Origin of the sequence: Streptomyces sp. WY228 (assembly GCF_019287315.1) — a bacterium.
Taxonomy (GTDB): domain Bacteria; phylum Actinomycetota; class Actinomycetes; order Streptomycetales; family Streptomycetaceae; genus Streptomyces; species Streptomyces caviscabies.
In genome coordinates this window covers 4,576,003-4,593,649 of record NZ_CP079114.1, presented here as the reverse complement: position 1 = coordinate 4,593,649, position 17,647 = coordinate 4,576,003, and the positions used below count along the sequence as shown (strand labels likewise).

General features: G+C 72.9%; 1 protein-coding gene (cut by a window edge). It reads right to left on the bottom strand.

Annotated features, from left to right (window positions below; all coding sequences use genetic code 11):
• Positions 1 to 17,647, bottom strand: partial view of a non-ribosomal peptide synthase/polyketide synthase gene (locus tag KV381_RS20105; protein WP_218785921.1) — the 5' portion only. It extends 2,930 nt beyond the left edge of the window; 17,647 of the gene's 20,577 nt are visible here — the first part of the coding sequence; it begins with the start codon at positions 17,645 to 17,647; its stop codon lies beyond the left edge, outside the window.

The window sequence follows — 17,647 nt, the reverse complement described above, 5'->3', positions numbered from 1 at the left end:
CGCCCTTCGGCGTGCCGGTGGATCCGGAGGTGTGGATCACATAGGCCGGAGCGTCGGGCCGCACGGCGGAGGCGTCCGGAATCCGCGCGTCCACGGCCCCGGTGACAGTGCCGGTGCCGGTGCCGGTGGCAGCCTCCTGGCCGCCCGGTTCGGAGAGCGCCGCCGACTCGGCGAGCGTCAGCACCTCGGCAGCCGTCCGCACCCCGTCCGGCAGTCCGTCCGGGCCGGTGAGCACCAGGCGCGGCCGGGTCCGGTCGAGGATCCGGCCGATCCGCTCGGCCGGATGGGCCGGGTCCAGCGGTACGTACCCGCCACCGGCCTTCAGCACCGCGAGGATCGCGGTGACGAGCGCGGCGGACCGGGGCAGCGCGGTCGCCACCAGGCACTCCGCCGTCACTCCGCGCGCGGCCAGCGCCCCGGCCAGCCGGCCGGCCCGTGCGTCCAGTTCCGCGAAGGTCAGCTTGGCGTCCGCGGCGACGACGGCCGTGGCGTCGGGGGTCCGCGCCGCCTGCGCCGCGAACAGCGCGGCCGGAGTGGCGTCGGAGAGCGGCAGCTCTCCCCGGCCGCGGCCCCATTCCTCCACCACGCGTTCCAGCTCACCGGGTCCGGCGATGTCCAGCGCGCCGACCGGGCGGCCGGGATCCGCCGCGACGGCGGACAGCAGCCGCACCAGGCGGGCGGAGACCGTCTCGACCGTCTCCGCGTCGAACAGCTCGGCGGCGAACTCGATCCGGCCGCCGATGCCGTCCGGCGCACCGGACGCGTCCAGCCGCTCCTCCAGGTTGAAGGACAGGTCGAACTTGGCCGCGTCCAGGCCGATCCGCAGCGGCTCCACGCTCAGCCCCGGCAGGGCGAGTTCGGCGTTCTCCGCGTTCTGGAAGGACAGCATGACCTGGAACAGCGGGTGGCGGGCGAGCGACCGCGTCGGGTTGAGCACCTCGACGAGCCGCTCGAACGGCACGTCCTGGTGGGCGTAGGCGGCGAGGTCCGCCTCCCGCACCCGCTCCAGGAGCTCGCGGAACGTCGGATCACCGGAGACGTCCGTGCGCAGCACCAGGGTGTTGACGAAGAAGCCGACCAGATCGTCCAGCGCCTCGTCCGTACGACCGGCGATCAAGGAGCCGAGCGGGATGTCGTCACCGGCGCCGAGCCGGTGCAGCAGGGCCGCCAGACCCGCCTGGACCACCATGAACAGGCTGACGTTCGCCTCCCGCGCCAGCGCGGTGAGCTGCTGGTGCACGGCGGCCGGAAGGTCCACGCCGACGCTGCCGGCGATCCGGCTCGGCGTCTGCGGCCTCGGCCGGTCGGCGGGCAGCGCGATCTCGTCGGGCAGCCCGGACAGCGTCTCGTACCAGTGGCTCAGCTGCCGGGCGATCGGCGACTCCGGATCGCCCTCGTCACCGAGCACCTCGCGCTGCCAGACCGTGTAGTCGGCGTACTGCACCGGCAACGGCCGCCACCGGGGCGCCTCGCCCGCCAGCCTGGCCGTGTACGCGGCCGACAGATCGCGCGCCAGCGGCGCCAGCGACCAGCCGTCGGCGGCAATGTGGTGCAGCACCAGCAGCAGGACGTGCTCCTGCTCGCCGGTCCTGAACACCCGTACGCGCAACGGACGTTCACGGTCCAGTGCGAAGCCGGTGTTGGCGGCCTCCGCGAGCGTCGCGGAGAGACCGTCCTCGGCCGCCGGCTCGACCCGGACATCCGGCAGCCCGGCCGGCAGGACGAGCTGGCGCGGCCGCCCCCGGTCGTCCGGGAAGACCGTGCGCAGCGCCTCGTGGCGGGCCAGCACATCGCCGAGCGCGCACCGCAGGGCGTCCGGGTCCAGCGCGCCGGTGAGCCGGACGGCCATCGGCACGTTGTACGCCGAGGAGTTCTCCTCGAAGCGGTTGAGGAACCAGAGCCTGCGCTGCGCGAAGGAGAGCGGCACGGCGTCGGGCCGGTCGGCGGGAGCGAGTGCCGTACGCGCGGTGCCCGCGTCGTCGAGTGTGCGGTCGAGCGCGGCGACGGTCGGATGCTCGAACAACGCACGGACCGGCAACTCCACACCCAGCACCGACCGCACCCGGCTCACCAACCGCGTCGCCAACAGCGAATGACCACCCAGATCGAAGAACCCGTCCTCGACCCCTACACCCTCAACCCCCAGCACCTCACCGAACAGACCACACAGAATCTCCTCCCGCGCACTGCGCGGACCACGACCCCCCACCACCAACTCCGGCACCGGAAGCGCACGCCGATCCAACTTCCCGTGCACCGTCAACGGCAGAGCATCCAGCACCACGAACGCCGACGGCACCATGTACTCCGGCAGCACACCCGCCACCCGCTCCCGCAGCACGGAAACGTCCAGCGCACCATCGGCGCCGGTGCTCCCGGGCACGGCGTACGCGACGAGATACGCGCCGCGTGCCGGGTCCTCGCGGACCACGACGGCGGCCTGGCCGACCCCGTCCGCCGCGGCGACCACGGCCTCGACCTCGCCCGGCTCGATGCGGTGGCCGCGGATCTTGACCTGGTCGTCCGCGCGGCCGACGAACTCGAACTGACCGTCCGGGAGTTGGCGCACCACATCACCGGTGCGGTACATCCGCGAACCGTCCGCCGCGAACGGATCCGCCACGAACCGCGAAGCCGTCAGATCCGGACGGCCCAGATAGCCACGGGCCAGCCCCGCGCCGGCCACGTACAGCTCACCGGCGACACCGGGGGCGACCAGGCCGAGCGAGGCGTCCAGCACATAGGCGCGGGTGTTCCACACGGCCCGGCCGATGGGCGGGGTGCTCGCGCCGGTGAGCGGCCCGGTCATGGTCGTGGCGACCGTCATCTCGGTCGGCCCGTAGGCGTTGACGACGCGGCGGCCACCGCGCGCCCAGCGCGCGACGAGCTCGGCGGAGCACGCCTCACCGCCGGTGACGATGCAGCGCAGCGTGTCCAGCCCGGCGTCCGGCACGGTCGCCAGGACCGGTGCGGCCAGCTGGACGTGCGTGACCGCGTACCGGTCGATCGCCTCGGCGAGCTGGTCGCCGACGACGTGCCGGCGCGGATCGGCCAGGACCAGCGCCGCGCCGGAGAGCAGCGCCATCACGGTGTCGGCCACCGACGGGTCGAAGGTGGTGGACACCGCCTGGAGCACCCGGCTCGCACCGTCGACGTCGAGCCGGTCGATGTGCACCGCCGCGAGGTTGCCGATGCTGCCGTGCGTGACGACGACGCCCTTCGGCACACCGGTCGAGCCGGAGGTGTAGATGACGTACGCCGGATGCTCCGGCCGCAGCCCGGTCGTGCGCTCGCCGTCGGTGAGGTCGGTGGCGGCGAGACCGGCCGCCAGCCGCTCGGCCTCGTCGGTACGGAGCGCGGCGACGGACACGGCGAGCGGCGCGGCGGAGAACGCGGAGGCCTCCTCGCCGTCCGGCCCTTCGGTGAGCACCAGCACCGGCCGGGCGTCGGCGATCATGCGCTCGATGCGCGCGCCGGGCTGGGCCGGGTCGACCGGCAGATAGCCGGCTCCGGCCTTGGCCACCGCCAGGAAGGCGACGAGCCAGGACACGGAGCGCGGTACGGCCACCGCGACCAGGCTCTCCGGCCCGGCCCCCCGGCCGGCCAGCAGCCTGGCCAGCCGGTTGGACCGCGCGTTCAGCTCCGCGTAGGTCAGCTCCTGGTCACCGGCGACGACGGCGACGGCGTCCGGCGTGCGCGCCGCCTGCGCCTCGAAGAGCGCGGGCAGGGTGCCGTCCGGAAGGTCGTGGCCGGTGGCGTTCCAGCGGTGCAGCACGGTGTCGCGCTCGGCGGCGGACAGGACGTCGAGCGCCCCGACCCGCGTGCCGGGCGCCTCGGCGGCGGCGGCCAGCCAGCGGCCGAACCGGTCCGTCAGCAGCCGTACGGTGTCCTCGTCGAAGCGGTCGGCGCTGTAGTGCGCCAGCCCCTGGAGGCCGTCCGGCGCGCCGTCGGGACCGTGGCGCTCCACCAACTCGATGCCGAGGTCGAACTTGGCGTCGCCCTGCGCCGGAGGCAGCGGCTCCACGCTCAGCCCCGGCAGTCGCAGCGCGGCTTCCGGCGCGTTCTGCAGCGCGAGCATGACCTGGAACAGCGGGTGGCGGGCGAGCGAGCGGGCCGGGTTGAGCACCTCGACGAGGCGCTCGAACGGCACGTCCTGGTGCGCGTAGGCGGCGAGGTCCGTCTCCCGCACCCGCTCCAGCAGCTCGCGGAACGTCGGATCACCGGACACGTCCGTGCGCAGCACCAGCGTGTTGACGAAGAAACCGACCAGATCGTCCAGCGCCTCGTCCGTACGACCGGCCACCGGAGTGCCGAGCGGAATGTCGCTGCCCGCGCCGAGCCGGTGCAGCAGCGCGGCCAGACCCGCCTGGACCACCATGAACAGGCTGACGTTCGCCTCCCGCGCCAGCGCGGTCAGCCGCCGGTGCAGACCGGCGTCGAACGCGAACTCCACGGTCCCGCCCCGGTATCCGGGCACCGGCGGCCTCGGCCGGTCGGCGGGCAGGTCGATCTCGTCGGGCAGCCCGGACAGCGTCTCGTACCAGTAGCTGAGCTGCCGGGCGATCGGGGACTCCGGATCCGTCTCGTCGCCGAGCACCTCACGCTGCCAGACCGTGTAGTCCGCGAACTGCACCGGCAACGGCCGCCACTCCGGCACACCACCGGCGAGCCGCGCCGCGTACGCCGCCGACAGATCGCGCGCCAGCGGGGCCAACGACCAGCCGTCGGCGGCGATGTGATGGACCACCAGTGACAGCACGTGCTCACGCTCGCCGAGGCGCAGCAGCCGCGCGCGCAGCGGCGGATCGACCGCCAGATCGACCGGTACGGAGACGGCGTCGCGCAGTTCGCGGGCGACCTCGTCCTCCGTCACGTCGACCAGGCCGAGCCCCGGCACCCAGAAGTCGAGGACCTGCTGACGCGGTACGCCGTCGTCGTCCGGGAAGACGGTGCGCAGCGCCTCGTGGCGGGCGACCAGGTCGCCGAGGGCCAACCGCAGCGCGTCGCCGTCGAGTTCGCCGGTGAGCCGGACGGCCAGGGAGACGCTGCCGCCGGCCGACTCGAACCGTTCGAGGAACCAGAGCCTGCGCTGCCCGAAGGAGAGCGGCACCTGCGCCGGCCGCGCCAGCGGGGTGAGGGCACGCCGGGCCTGAGCGGCGTCGTCGAGTGTGCGGTCGAGCGCGGCGACGGTCGGATGCTCGAACAACGCACGGACCGGCAACTCCACACCCAGCACCGACCGCACCCGGCTCACCAACCGCGTCGCCAACAGCGAATGACCACCCAGATCGAAGAACCCGTCCTCGACCCCTACACCCTCAACCCCCAACACCTCACCGAACAGACCACACAGAATCTCCTCCCGCGCACTCCGCGGACCACGACCCCCCACCACCAACTCCGGCACCGGAAGCGCACGCCGATCCAACTTCCCGTGCACCGTCAACGGCAGAGCATCCAGCACCACGAACGCCGACGGCACCATGTACTCCGGCAGAGCCGCTGCGACCCGCTCCCGCAGCGCCGCCACATCCACCGCACCGCCCGCACCGGCCTCCGGCACGACGTACGCCACCACCGCGCGCACACCCGGGCGGTCCTCGCGGACGATCACGGCCGCCTGGTCCACCGCCGGGCTCTCCAGGACCGCCGCCTCGATCTCACCGAGCTCGATCCGGAAGCCGCGCAGCTTCACCTGGTCGTCGACACGACCGACGAACTCAAGCTCCCCGTTCGGCAGTTGGCGCACCACATCACCGGTGCGGTACATACGCGAACCGTCCGTCGCGAACGGATCCGCCACGAACCGCGAAGCCGTCAGATCCGGACGGCCGAGGTAGCCACGGGCGAGGCCGGGACCGGACACGTACAGCTCACCGGCGACACCGGGAACGACCGGCCCGAGCGAGGCGTCCAGCACATAGGCGTGGGTGTTCCAGACGGCACGGCCGATCGGCGGCGGCGTACGGCGGTCCGACGGGGCCAGCGGCTCGCTCATGGTGGCGCAGACGGTGGTCTCGGTCGGCCCGTACGCGTTGATCATCCTGCGGTCGCGCGACCACCGGTCGACCAGCGCGGCGGAGCACGCCTCACCGGCCACGGTCAGCACCATGCCGGCGGGCAGCCCGTCGTCGTCCAGGGCGGCGAGCGCGGCGGGCGAGATCGTCGCGTGCGTGATGCGCTGCCGTGCGATCACCCCGGCCAGACCGGACCGCCCGGCGCCCGGCAGCAGCCGGTCCGCCGGCGCCAGGACCAGCGTGGAGCCGGACAGCAGCGCGAGGCACAGCTCGGAGAAGGCCGCGTCGAAGCTCGGCGAGGCGACCTGGAGGATCCGGCTGCCCTCCTCGACCGCGAACCGCTCGATCTGGCTTCCGGCGAGGTTGGCGACGCCGCGGTGCGTGACCACGACGCCCTTCGGACGGCCGGTGGAACCGGAGGTGTAGATGACGTACGCGGGACTGTCCGGCGTCAGCTGCGCGCGCCGCTCGTCCGCCGCCGGACGGTGGCCCGGCCGGCGCAGGGCGATGTCGCCGCCGAGGACCAGCGCGGGCGTGCCGGTGTCGAGCTCCGGCAGCCGGCGGCCGGTCACCGCGTCCACCAGGAGCAGTACGGGCCGCGCGTCACCGACGACGTACGCGATGCGTTCGGCCGGATACGCCGGATCGATCGGCAGGTAGGCGGCCCCGGCCTTGGCAACGGCGAGCACGGCCACCACCTGGTCGACGGAGCGCGGCAGCAGCAGGCCGACGATGTCCTCCGGGCCGATGCCGCGCTCGATGAGCAGCCGGGCCAGGCGATTGGCCCGTGCGTCGAGTTCGGCGTACGTCAGCTCGACGGAGTGGTCCTCCCTCTCCTCGTACACCACGGCCGCCGTGTCCGGCGTCCGTGCCGCCTGCATCTCGAACAGGTCCGGGAACGGCAGGAGTTCGACGTACCGCCGGGACTGCCGCCGGTCCTGGACCAGCTGTTCCGCCTCGGCGTCGGTGAGGACGCCGACGCGCCCGACGGGCCGGTCCGGCTCCGTCACGATCAGGCCGAGCAGGGCGTGCAGCCGGTCGCCGATGGCCTCGACACGGTCGGCGGTGAAGCGCTCCGGCCGGTAGTCGAAGCGGAGTTCGAGCTCGTCGCCCGGTACGACGGCGAGCGAGAGCGGATAGTGGGCGGCGTCGCGCACGCGCGCGTCGGTGGCCCGCAGTCCGGTGCCCGGCAGGTCGAGCGTCGACGGGTCGAGCGGATAGTTCTCGAAGACGAGCAGGGTGTCGAAGAGCTCGCCGAGGCCGGTCCGCGCGGCGATGCCGGACAGCCCTACGTGGTGATGATCCATCAACTCGGCCTGCTGGTCCTGGATCTGCTCCAGCAGTCCGACCAGCGACATGGCCCGGGCCCGCTCCAGTGCGACGCGCACCGGCAGCGTGTTGCTGAACAGTCCGGTCATGTCCTCGACGCCGGGCAGATCGGCGGGACGGCCGGAGACGGTGGCGCCGAAGACGACGTCCTCACGGCCGGTGAGCCGGGCGAGCAGCAGAGCCCACGCACCCTGGAGGACGGTGTTCACGGTGAGTCCGCGCGAGCGGGCCCAGGTGTGCAGCTCGGCGGTGAAGGACTGCGGCAGCCGGACGGACAGCCGCTCCGGCAGGCCGGAGGAGTCCGGTGCCCGCTCGTCGGAAGCCACGGCGTCGGCGGAGTCGGCGGAGCCGAAGGCCTCGGCGAGGAGCGTCGGCTCGTCGAGTCCGGCGAGCGCGGTGCGCCAGGCCTCCTCGGCGGCCGGACGGTCCTGCGCTGCCAGCCAGTCGAGATGGTCGCGGAACTGCGGGGCCGGAGCGAGGTGCGCCCCGTCGCCGCCGTGCGCGTACAGCTCGAACAGCTCCCGCACGACGACCGGCACCGACCAGCCGTCCCAGAGGAGGTGGTGGTTGGTGAGGACGAGGCGGTGGCGGTTGTCGCCGAGGCGGATCGCGGTGAAGCGGAGCAGCGGCGGCCGCGCCGGATCGAAGCGGTGGGCACGGTCCTCGTCCAGGATCGTGTCCGCCAGGTCCTCCTGCTGGACGGCGCCGATGCCGCGGAGGTCGACGTCCGTCCACGGCACCTCGGTGACGGCCGGTACCACCTGCACCGGCCGGCCGGACTCCTGGTTCAGGAAACCGGCGCGCAGATTGGGCCGGCGGCGCAGCAGCGCGGCGGCCGCGCGGCGCATCGTCTCCGTGTCCAGGTCGCCTTCGAGGTCGAAGACGAGCTGGATGGTGTAGAGGTCGGGCGACTCGGTGTCGTACAGCGCGTGGAAGTGGAGTCCTTCCTGCAACGGTGCGAGCGGCAGTACGTCGTCCAGCCCCGGATACGTCGCCTCCAGCGCCTCGATCTCGGCCTGCGACACCTCCGCCAGCACGTCCGAGGGCGTCAGACCACCGGCACCGGGCTCACCGGCCTCCTGGACCAAGGCCTCCAGGACACCGACCCACAAGCGGGCCAGCTCCTCGACCTCGCCATCGCCGAACACACCACCAGGCCACGCCCAGACCGCCGACAGCACCGGACCGCCTGCGCCGTCCAGCGCCAGGGCGTTGACCTCCACCGCGTGCGGCATCCGCATCGACGGATCGACACCACCACCGACGCCTCCCGACTCACCGACGGGCAGCCAGTCGTCCTCACCGGACCGGAAGCGGCCCAGGTAGTTGAACCCGACCTGCGGTTCCGCCAGCCCTGCCAACGCCTCGGAAGCAGCGGGGTCCAGGTACCGCAGCAGACCGAAGCCCATACCCCGGTCCGGCAGCCCGCGCAGGGTCTCCTTCACCCGCTTCACGGCAGCGCCGACGTCCACCCCGTCGACGTCCAGCCGCACGGGGTAACGGCTCGTGAACCACCCGACCGTCCGCGACAGATCCCAGCCGTCGAGCAGCTGCTCGCGTCCATGCCCCTCAAGATCCACCAGCACATGACCGCCACCACCACGACGCCGATCACGCCACTGGGACACCGCCACGCCGAGCGCGGCGAGCAGAACTTCCTCAACTCCCGCGCCCCACACACCGGGAACCCAGGACAGCAGCCCCTGCGACACCTCGGCCGGAACCTCCACCGTCACCGAACCCGCAGTCGCTGCGACGTCCACCACCGGGTCCAGCGCCCGCGACCCCAGCAACCCGTCAGGCTCGCGCAGCGCCTCCTGCCACAGCCCCAACTCGCCCACCCGGCCCGCTGCCAGTGCGGGCAGAGAATCTGCCCAGGCCCGGTACGACGTCCCCACCGGCTCCAACACCACCGGCCCACCGGCCGCAACCTGCCGCCACGCCGCCTCAAGATCCGGCAGCAACACCCGCCACGACACACCATCGACCGCCAGATGATGCACCACCCACAACAACCGGCCCGCACGCCCCACACCCGCGTCGAACCACACCACCTGCACCATCACACCCGACACAGGATCCAACCGCCCACGAGCCGCATCCGCCTCCACACGGACCAACTCCGACAACACACCCCCGTCCCCACCCGACACATCAACCCGCCGCACACACCCCTCGACCGGAACCGAACCAACGGCCCCGACCTCAAGACCCCAACCACCATCCGCCCCGACCAACAACCTCAACCGCAAAGCGTCGTGATGATCCACCACACCCTGAACCGCCGCCGACAACGCACCCAGACCCACACCACCCGGCACCGACACCAACACCGACTGATGAAACCCACTCACACCAGAGCCCAGCCCCCGCAGCCACTCCACCACCGGAGGCACCACCACCTCACCCACACCACCACCGGGCAGATCGGCAGGACCGGCCACCGGCTCCTCGCCGCGCTCCTCCAGCTCGGCGGCCATGGCCTCGACGGTCTTCAGGCGGAAGACGTCGCGGGGGCGGAGTGACAGGCCGGACCTGCGGGCCCGGCCCGCGACCTGGATGGACATGATGCTGTCGCCGCCGAGGTCGAAGAAGCTCGCATCGGCCGCCACCTCGTCCAGCCCCAGCACCTGCGCGAACAGCTCGCACAGCAGTGCTTCGGCCGGAGTGCGCGGTCCACGGCCACCGCCCGCCGATCCGGCGAAGTCCGGGGCCGGAAGCGCACGCCGGTCCAGCTTCCCGTTCGGATTCAGCGGCAGCGCGTCCAGCACCACGAACGCCGACGGCACCATGTACTCCGGCAGCACACCGGCAACCCGGCTCCGCAGCACGGACACGTCCACCGCCCCGCCGTCCGCGCCGCCCTCCGGCACGACGTACGCCACCACGGCACGCACACCCGGACGGTCCTCGCGCACCACCACGGCGGCGCTGCCGACACCGGGGTGACCGGCGACGGCCGCCTCGATCTCGCCCAGCTCCATACGGAAGCCGCGGACCTTCACCTGGTCGTCGGCGCGGCCCAGGTACTCCAGCTCACCATCGGCCGACCACCGCACCACATCACCGGTCCGGTACATCCGCGCACCGTCACCACCGAACGGATCCGCCACGAACCGCGAGGCCGTGAGCGCCGGCCGGCCGCCGTAGCCACGCGCCAGACCGGGCCCGGCGAGATAGAGCTCTCCCCGGACACCCGGGGGCACCGGTCGCAGCCCGGCATCGAGGACGTACACGCGTCGGTTGCTGATCGGGCGGCCGATCGGCGGTGCGGCCGGAACAGGGCCGTCACCGGCGAACCATCCGGTGGAGTAGACCGTCGCTTCGGTGGGTCCGTAGAGGTTGGCGATCCTGGCGTCCGGCATGGTGCGGCGGATCCGGTCCACCAGGCGGGCCGGCAGTGCCTCGCCCGCCAGGACCACCAGCCCGGCGCTCACCGCCGGGCCGGAGTGCGTGAGCAGCTGGTCGAGGGCGGACGGCACCGCGCTCACCAGTGAGCCGGACCAGGTGTCGTACGGCTCGTCGGCGAGCGCGAGCACATCGCGCACCACCTCGGTGCAGCCGCCGGACAGGAGCGGCCCGAAGATCTCGAAGACCGACACGTCGAAGTTGAGCGAGGTCGAGAACAGGACCCGCGACAGCGCCTCGGCGCCCAGTTCTTCCTCGGCCCAGGACGCGAAGCCGACCACGCTCTCGTGGCTGACGACGACGCCTTTCGGGCGGCCGGTGGAGCCGGAGGTGTAGATGACGTACGCCGGGTTCGCGGGCCGCAGCGGCAGGATCCGGTCCGCGTCCGTCAGCGGCGCTCCGGTCTCGGCGCGCAGCGCGGCGGCGGTCGTGCCAGCGTCCAGCAGGAGGCGCGGGGTGCCGGTGTCCGGCAGGTCGGCGGCCACGGCGGAGGTGGTCAGCGTCAGCACCGGAGCCGCGTCCTCCAGCAGGAACGCGATCCGGTCCGCCGGATAGCCGGGATCCACCGGCAGATACGCGGCCCCGGCCTTCAGCACCGCCAGTACGGCGACGAGCAGATCGGCCGAGCGCTCCATGGCGACCGCGACGAACTGCTCCGGGCCCGCCCCCCGGGCGACGAGCAGCCTGGCCAGCCGCGACGCACGGTCGTCCAGCTCGGCGTAGGACATGGCGGCGCCCTCGAAGCGGACGGCCACGGCGTCCGGGGTGGCAGCGGCCTGGCGCTGGAACGCGTCGGCGACCGTGCCGTCCGGCACCGCTGCCGCCGTGTCGTTGCGGTGGACAAGGAGCTGCTCGCGTTCGGCCGCGGTGAGCAGGTCGATCCGGCCGGTCGGCCGGTCGGTGCCGGCGGCGACCGCGTCGAGGACGGCGAGCAGTCCGTTCAGGAAGCGCACGGCGCGCTCCTCGCCGATGAGGTCGGTGCGGTAGCCGAGGCGCAGGTGCAGACGGTCGCCGGGAACGGCGATCAGGGTGAGCGGATAGTGCGTGGTGTCACCGCCGTCGATGCCGGTGACGCGGAGCCGGCCGTCCGGGGTGCCGAGGTCGAGCGCGTCGACCGGGTAGTTCTCGAACACGGCGATGGAGTCGAAGAGTTCGCCGTGTCCGGCCAGCCGCTGCACATCGGTCAGCCGGACGTGCTGGTGCGGCATCAGCCTGGCCTGTTCGTCCTGCACGGCCGTGAGGAGACCGGCGAGGCTGTCGGCGGGACGGACCCGGACGCGTACCGGCAGGGTGTTGATGAAGAGACCCACCATGTCCTCGATGCCGGGCAGATCGGCGGGACGGCCGGAGACGGTGGCGCCGAAGACGACGTCCTCGCGGCCGGTGAGCCGGGCCAGCGTCAGACCCCAGCTGCCCTGCACCACGGTGTTGAGCGTGACGCCGAGCGCGCGGGCGCGCGCGGCGACGGCCCGCGTCTGCTCCTCGGTGAGCTCGACGCGGAGCTGTTCGGAGACCGGGGCTGCCACGGAGGCCGGATCGGCCGGGTCGGCGGAACCGGCGGAACCGGCGGTGCCGAAGGCTTCGGCGAGGAGCGTCGGCTCGTCGAGTCCGGCGAGCGCGGTGCGCCAGGCCTCCTCGGCGGCCGGGCGGTCCTGCTCGGCCAGCCGGCCGAGGTGCTCGCGGAAGGCCGTGACCCGGGGCAGAGCGGTGGTGTCGCAGCCGTTGGCGTACAGGGCGAACAGCTCGCGCATCAGGACGGCGGTCGACCAGCCGTCGAGGAGCAGGTGATCGTAGGTGAGGACCAGGTGGTGGCGGTTCTCGCCGAGGCGGATCGCGGTGAAGCGGAGCAGCGGCGGCCTGGTCGGATCGAAGCGGCGCGCGCGGTCCTCGTCCAGGATCCGGCCGAGAGCCGCGTCGCGCTCCGGGGCGTCCAGCTCGCTCACATCCCGCTGGGACCAGGGCAGTTCGACCTCGGAGGCGATGACCTGGACCGGAGCGTCCAGACCTTCGTGCACGAATCCGGCGCGCAGCCCCGCGTGCCGTTCCAGGAGCGCTTCGGCGGCGTGGCGCATCGCGCGGAGGTCGAGGCCGCCTTCGAGATCGAGGCCGATCTGCACGGTGTACGCGGCGGAGCCCGCGTCCTCGTCGAGCGCGTGGAAGTGGAGTCCTTCCTGCAACGGTGCGAGCGGCAGTACGTCGTCCAGCCCCGGATACGTCGCCTCCAGCGCCTCGATCTCCGCCTGCGACACCTCCGCCAGCACATCCGAGGGCGTCAGACCACCGGCACCCGGCTCACCGGCCCCGGCCACCAAAGCCTCCAGGACACCGACCCACAACCGGGCCAGCTCCTCGACCTCACCGTCACCGAACACACCACCAGGCCACGCCCAGACCGCCGACAGCACCGAACCACTCGCGCCGTCCAGCGCCAGGGCGTTGACCTCCACCGCGTGCGGCATCCGCATCGACGGATCGACACCACCACCGACGCCTCCCGACTCACCGACCGGCAGCCAGTCACCCTCACCGCCGGCACCGCCGGACCGGAAGCGGCCCAGGTAGTTGAACCCGACCTGCGGTTCCGCCAACGCCGACAGCACCTCAGAGGCGCCGGGCTCCACGTACCGCAGCAGACCGAACCCGACACCCCGGTCCGGCAGAGCCCGCACGGCCTCCTTCACCCGCTTCACCGCAGCGCCGACGTCCACCCCGTCGACGTCCAGCCGCACGGGGTAACGGCTCGTGAACCACCCGACCGTCCGCGACAGATCCCAGCCGTCCACCAACTGCTCGCGTCCATGCCCCTCAAGATCCACCAGCACATGACCGTCACCACCGCGCCACTGGCTCACCGCCACGCCCAAAGCGGCCAGCAACACCTCTTCGACCCCGGCCCCCCACACACCGGGAACCCAGGACAGCAGCCCCTGCGACACCTCGGCCGGAACTTCCACCGTCACCGAACCCGCAGTGCCCGCGACATCCACCACCGGGTCCAGCGCACGCGAACCCAACAGCCCATCAGGCTCGGCCAATACGCCCTGCCACAGCGCCAGCTCACCGGCACGGTCCGCGGCCAGCTCCGGCAGCATCCCGGCCCAGGCCCGGTACGACGTCCCCACCGGCTCCAACACCACCGGCCCACCGGCCGCAACCTGCCGCCACGCCGCCTCAAGATCCGGCAGCAACACCCGCCACGACACACCGTCGACCGCCAGGTGATGCACCACCCACAACAACCGGCCCGCACGCCCCGCACCCGCGTCGAACCACACCACCTGCACCATCACACCCGACACAGGGTCCAGTCGGCCCCGCGCCGCGTCCGCCTCCACACGGACCAGCTCCGACAACACACCCCCGTCCCCACCCGACACATCAACCCGCCGCACACACCCCTCGACCGGAACCGAACCAACGGCCCCGACCTCAAGACCCCAACCACCATCCGCCCCGACCAACAACCGCAACCGCAAAGCGTCGTGATGATCCACCACACCCTGAACCGCCGCGCTCAACGCACCCAGACCCACACCACCCGGCACCGACACCAACACCGACTGATGAAAACCACTCACACCAGAGCCCAGCCCCCGCAGCCACTCCACCACCGGAGGCACCACCACCTCACCCACACCACCACCGGCCTCGGAGCCGAGTGCGGCGACCGTGCGGCCGGCGTCCTCCACCGCGGCCTCCGCGATGGCCTCGACGGTCTTGAGGCGGAACACGTCACGCGTGGTCAGCACCAGGCCCTCGGTGCGGGCGCGGCTGACGAGCTGGATGGACATGATGCTGTCGCCGCCGAGGTCGAAGAAGCTCGCATCGGCCGCCACCTCGTCCAGCCCCAGCACCTGCGCGAACAGCCCGCACAGCACCGCCTCACGCGCCGTCCGCGGCGCGCGGCCGCCCGCCGCCGCACCGCCGAAGTCCGGCGCCGGAAGCGCACGCCGGTCCAGCTTCCCGTTCGGGCTCAGCGGCAGCGCGTCCAGCACCACGAACGCCGACGGCACCATGTACTCCGGCAGCACACCGGCCACCCGGCCGCGCAGCACGGACACGTCCACCGCACCGCCCGCACCGGCCGATCCGCCCGCACCACCGGCCTCCGGCACCACATACGCCACCACCGCCGGTGATCCCGGGCGGTCCTCGCGGACGATCACGGCCGCCTGGTCCACCTCCGGGTTCGCCAGGACCGCCGCCTCGATCTCGCCGAGCTCGATCCGGAAGCCGCGCAGCTTCACCTGGTCGTCGGCGCGGCCCAGGTACTCCAGGTCGCCACCCGCCGTCCACCGCACCACATCACCGGTCCGGTACATCCGCGCACCGCCACCACTGCCGTCACCACCGCCCTCGCCACCGCCGTCACCGGCGAACGGATCCGCCACGAACCGCGAAGCCGTCAGGCCCGGCCGGTGCAGGTAGCCACGGGCCAGCTGCACGCCCGCGAGATAGAGCTCTCCCGGTGCTCCGGCCGGTACCGGGCGCAGCCGCGCGTCCAGGACGTACAGCCGGGTGTTCCACACCGGGCGGCCGATCGGCACGGACGGGGTCTTGTCGTCGGGTCCGCACTGCCACCAGGTCACGTCGACGGACGCCTCGGTCGGCCCGTACAGGTTGTGGAGTTCCGGGCCGGGGCCGGGACCGTCGCCGGTGAGCACGGTGTGGAAGCGGTCGCGCAGCGGGGCCGGCAGCGCCTCGCCGCTGCAGATCACGCGGCGCAGGCCGGTGCAGCCGGCGGCGGCGGGCTCGGCGAGGAACGCCTGGAGCATGGACGGTACGAAGTGCGTGGTGGTGACGGACCGGGCCTGGATCAGCTCGGCGAGGTACAGCGGGTCCTTGTGTCCGTCCGGGCGCGCGACGACGAGCGCCGCTCCGGTGATCAGCGGCCAGAAGAACTCCCAGACGGAGACGTCGAATCCGGACGGCGTCTTCTGGAGCACCCGGTCCTCTGCCGTGAGCCGGTAGTGGTCCTGCATCCACAGGAGCCGGTTGACGATGCCGGCGTGCGGGACGACCGCGCCCTTCGGGCGGCCGGTGGAGCCGGAGGTGTAGATGACGTACGCCGGGTGGGCGGGCAGCGGAGCCGGAAGCGGTGCGGCGTGGTCCGGGGCGTGGGCGACGAGCAGCGCGGCGGTGTCGTCGGTGTCGAGGACCAGGCGCGGGGTGCCGGTCTCCGGCAGGTCGGCGGCCACGGCGGAGGTGGTCAGCGTCAGCACCGGAGCCGCGTCCTCCAGCAGGAACGCGATCCGGTCCGCCGGATAGCCGGGATCCACCGGCAGATACGCGGCACCGGCCTTCAGCACCGCCACCAGGGCCACGACGAGTTCGACGGAACGCGGCACGGCGACCGCGACGAAGCGCTCCGGGCCGACGCCCCGGCCCACGAGCAGGCGGGCCAGCCGCGCCGCGCGGTCGTCCAGTTCGGCGTAGGAGACGGCGGTGTCCTCGAAGAGGACGGCGACGGCGTCCGGGGTGGCGGCGGCCTGCGCGGTCAGCAGCTCGGTGAGCGTGACGGCCGGTACCTCGTGGCCGGTGTCGTTCCAGGTGTCCAGCAGCAGTCGCCGCTCGTCCTCGTCGACCAGGCCGAGCGTGCCGAGGACCTGGTCGGGTCCTGCGGCGGCCAGCTCGCGGAGGTAGCGCAGGAAGCGGTGGAGGTGCGCGTCGATCGCGTCCGGTGTGTAGAGCTCCGGGTTGGCGTCGAGGTCGATCTGCAGACCGTTGCCGTCGGTCCGGTCGTAGACGACCACGGACATGTCGTCGGCCGGTCCGACGGACAGGTTGTGGACGACGGCGCGGTGCCCGCCGAACGTCAGGTCGTAGTCGAACATCATGATGTTGACCTGCGGTCCGACCAGCCGCTGGTCGTCGGCGAGGAGGTTCAGGTCGCGGCGCAGGTCCTCGTACCGGTAGCGCTGGTGCCGCAGGTCGCCGCGCATGGCGGCGGAGGTGTGGCGCAGCAGCTCGCCGACGGTCATGTCGTCGTGCGGTGCGAGGCGCAGCGGCAGGACGTTGGAGACCATGCCGGGGGCGGTGCGTGCGGTGCGGCCGAGCCTGGTGGTGACCGGCAGGCCGAGGACGATCTCGTCGCCGCCGGTGCAGCGCTGCAGATACGCGGCGAAGGCGGCGGCCAGCAGCGGCGGCCACGGCACCTCGGCGGCGCGGGCCAGGTCGCGCAGTGCGTCCGCCGACGTCCGGTCGAGGTGCGCGGTGCGGCGTTCGAGGCGGTGCGGGGTGGCGGGGCGGCCGCCGGAGAGGCCGGCGGGCTCCGGTGCGCCGGCCATCCGGTCCGTCCAGTACGCGCGGTCGGCGGCGAAGCGGTCGGAGGCGCGGTACGCGGTGTCGGCGTCGATCAGCGCCGTGAGCGGGACGAAGGGCGTCGGCGTCGGCTCGTCCCCCGCCGCCAGCGCGGTGTAGACCTCGGCGGTCCGCCGGGCCACCAGCGAGACGGTGAAGCCGTCGACGGCGCTGTGGTGGTAGGCGTGCAGCCACAGGTGGTGGTCGTCCGCCAGCCGGAACAGGACGAAGTCGAAGAGCGGATCGCGGCGGATGTCCTTCGGTGTGGCCAGCAGGTCCCGCATCCGCAGTTCCGCCGCCGCGCGCGGATCCGGCTCCGCCGAGACGTCCAGGACCGGAAGGCGCCAGTCGCCGACCGGGGCGATCCGCTGCCGGGGGCCGTCGGAGGTGTCCGTGAACCGCACGCGCAGGCACTCCGCCTCGGCCAGCACGCGCAGCAGCGCGGCCTCGAAGACCGCCGCGTCCACCCGGCCGCGGATCTCCAGGTACTCGCCGGCGTTGTAGATGACGTTGGCCGGGTCGAGTTCCTGCGCGAACCAGATCCCGGACTGCGCGGCGGTCAGCGGCAGGAGAAGGTCCTGGACGTCGGACAA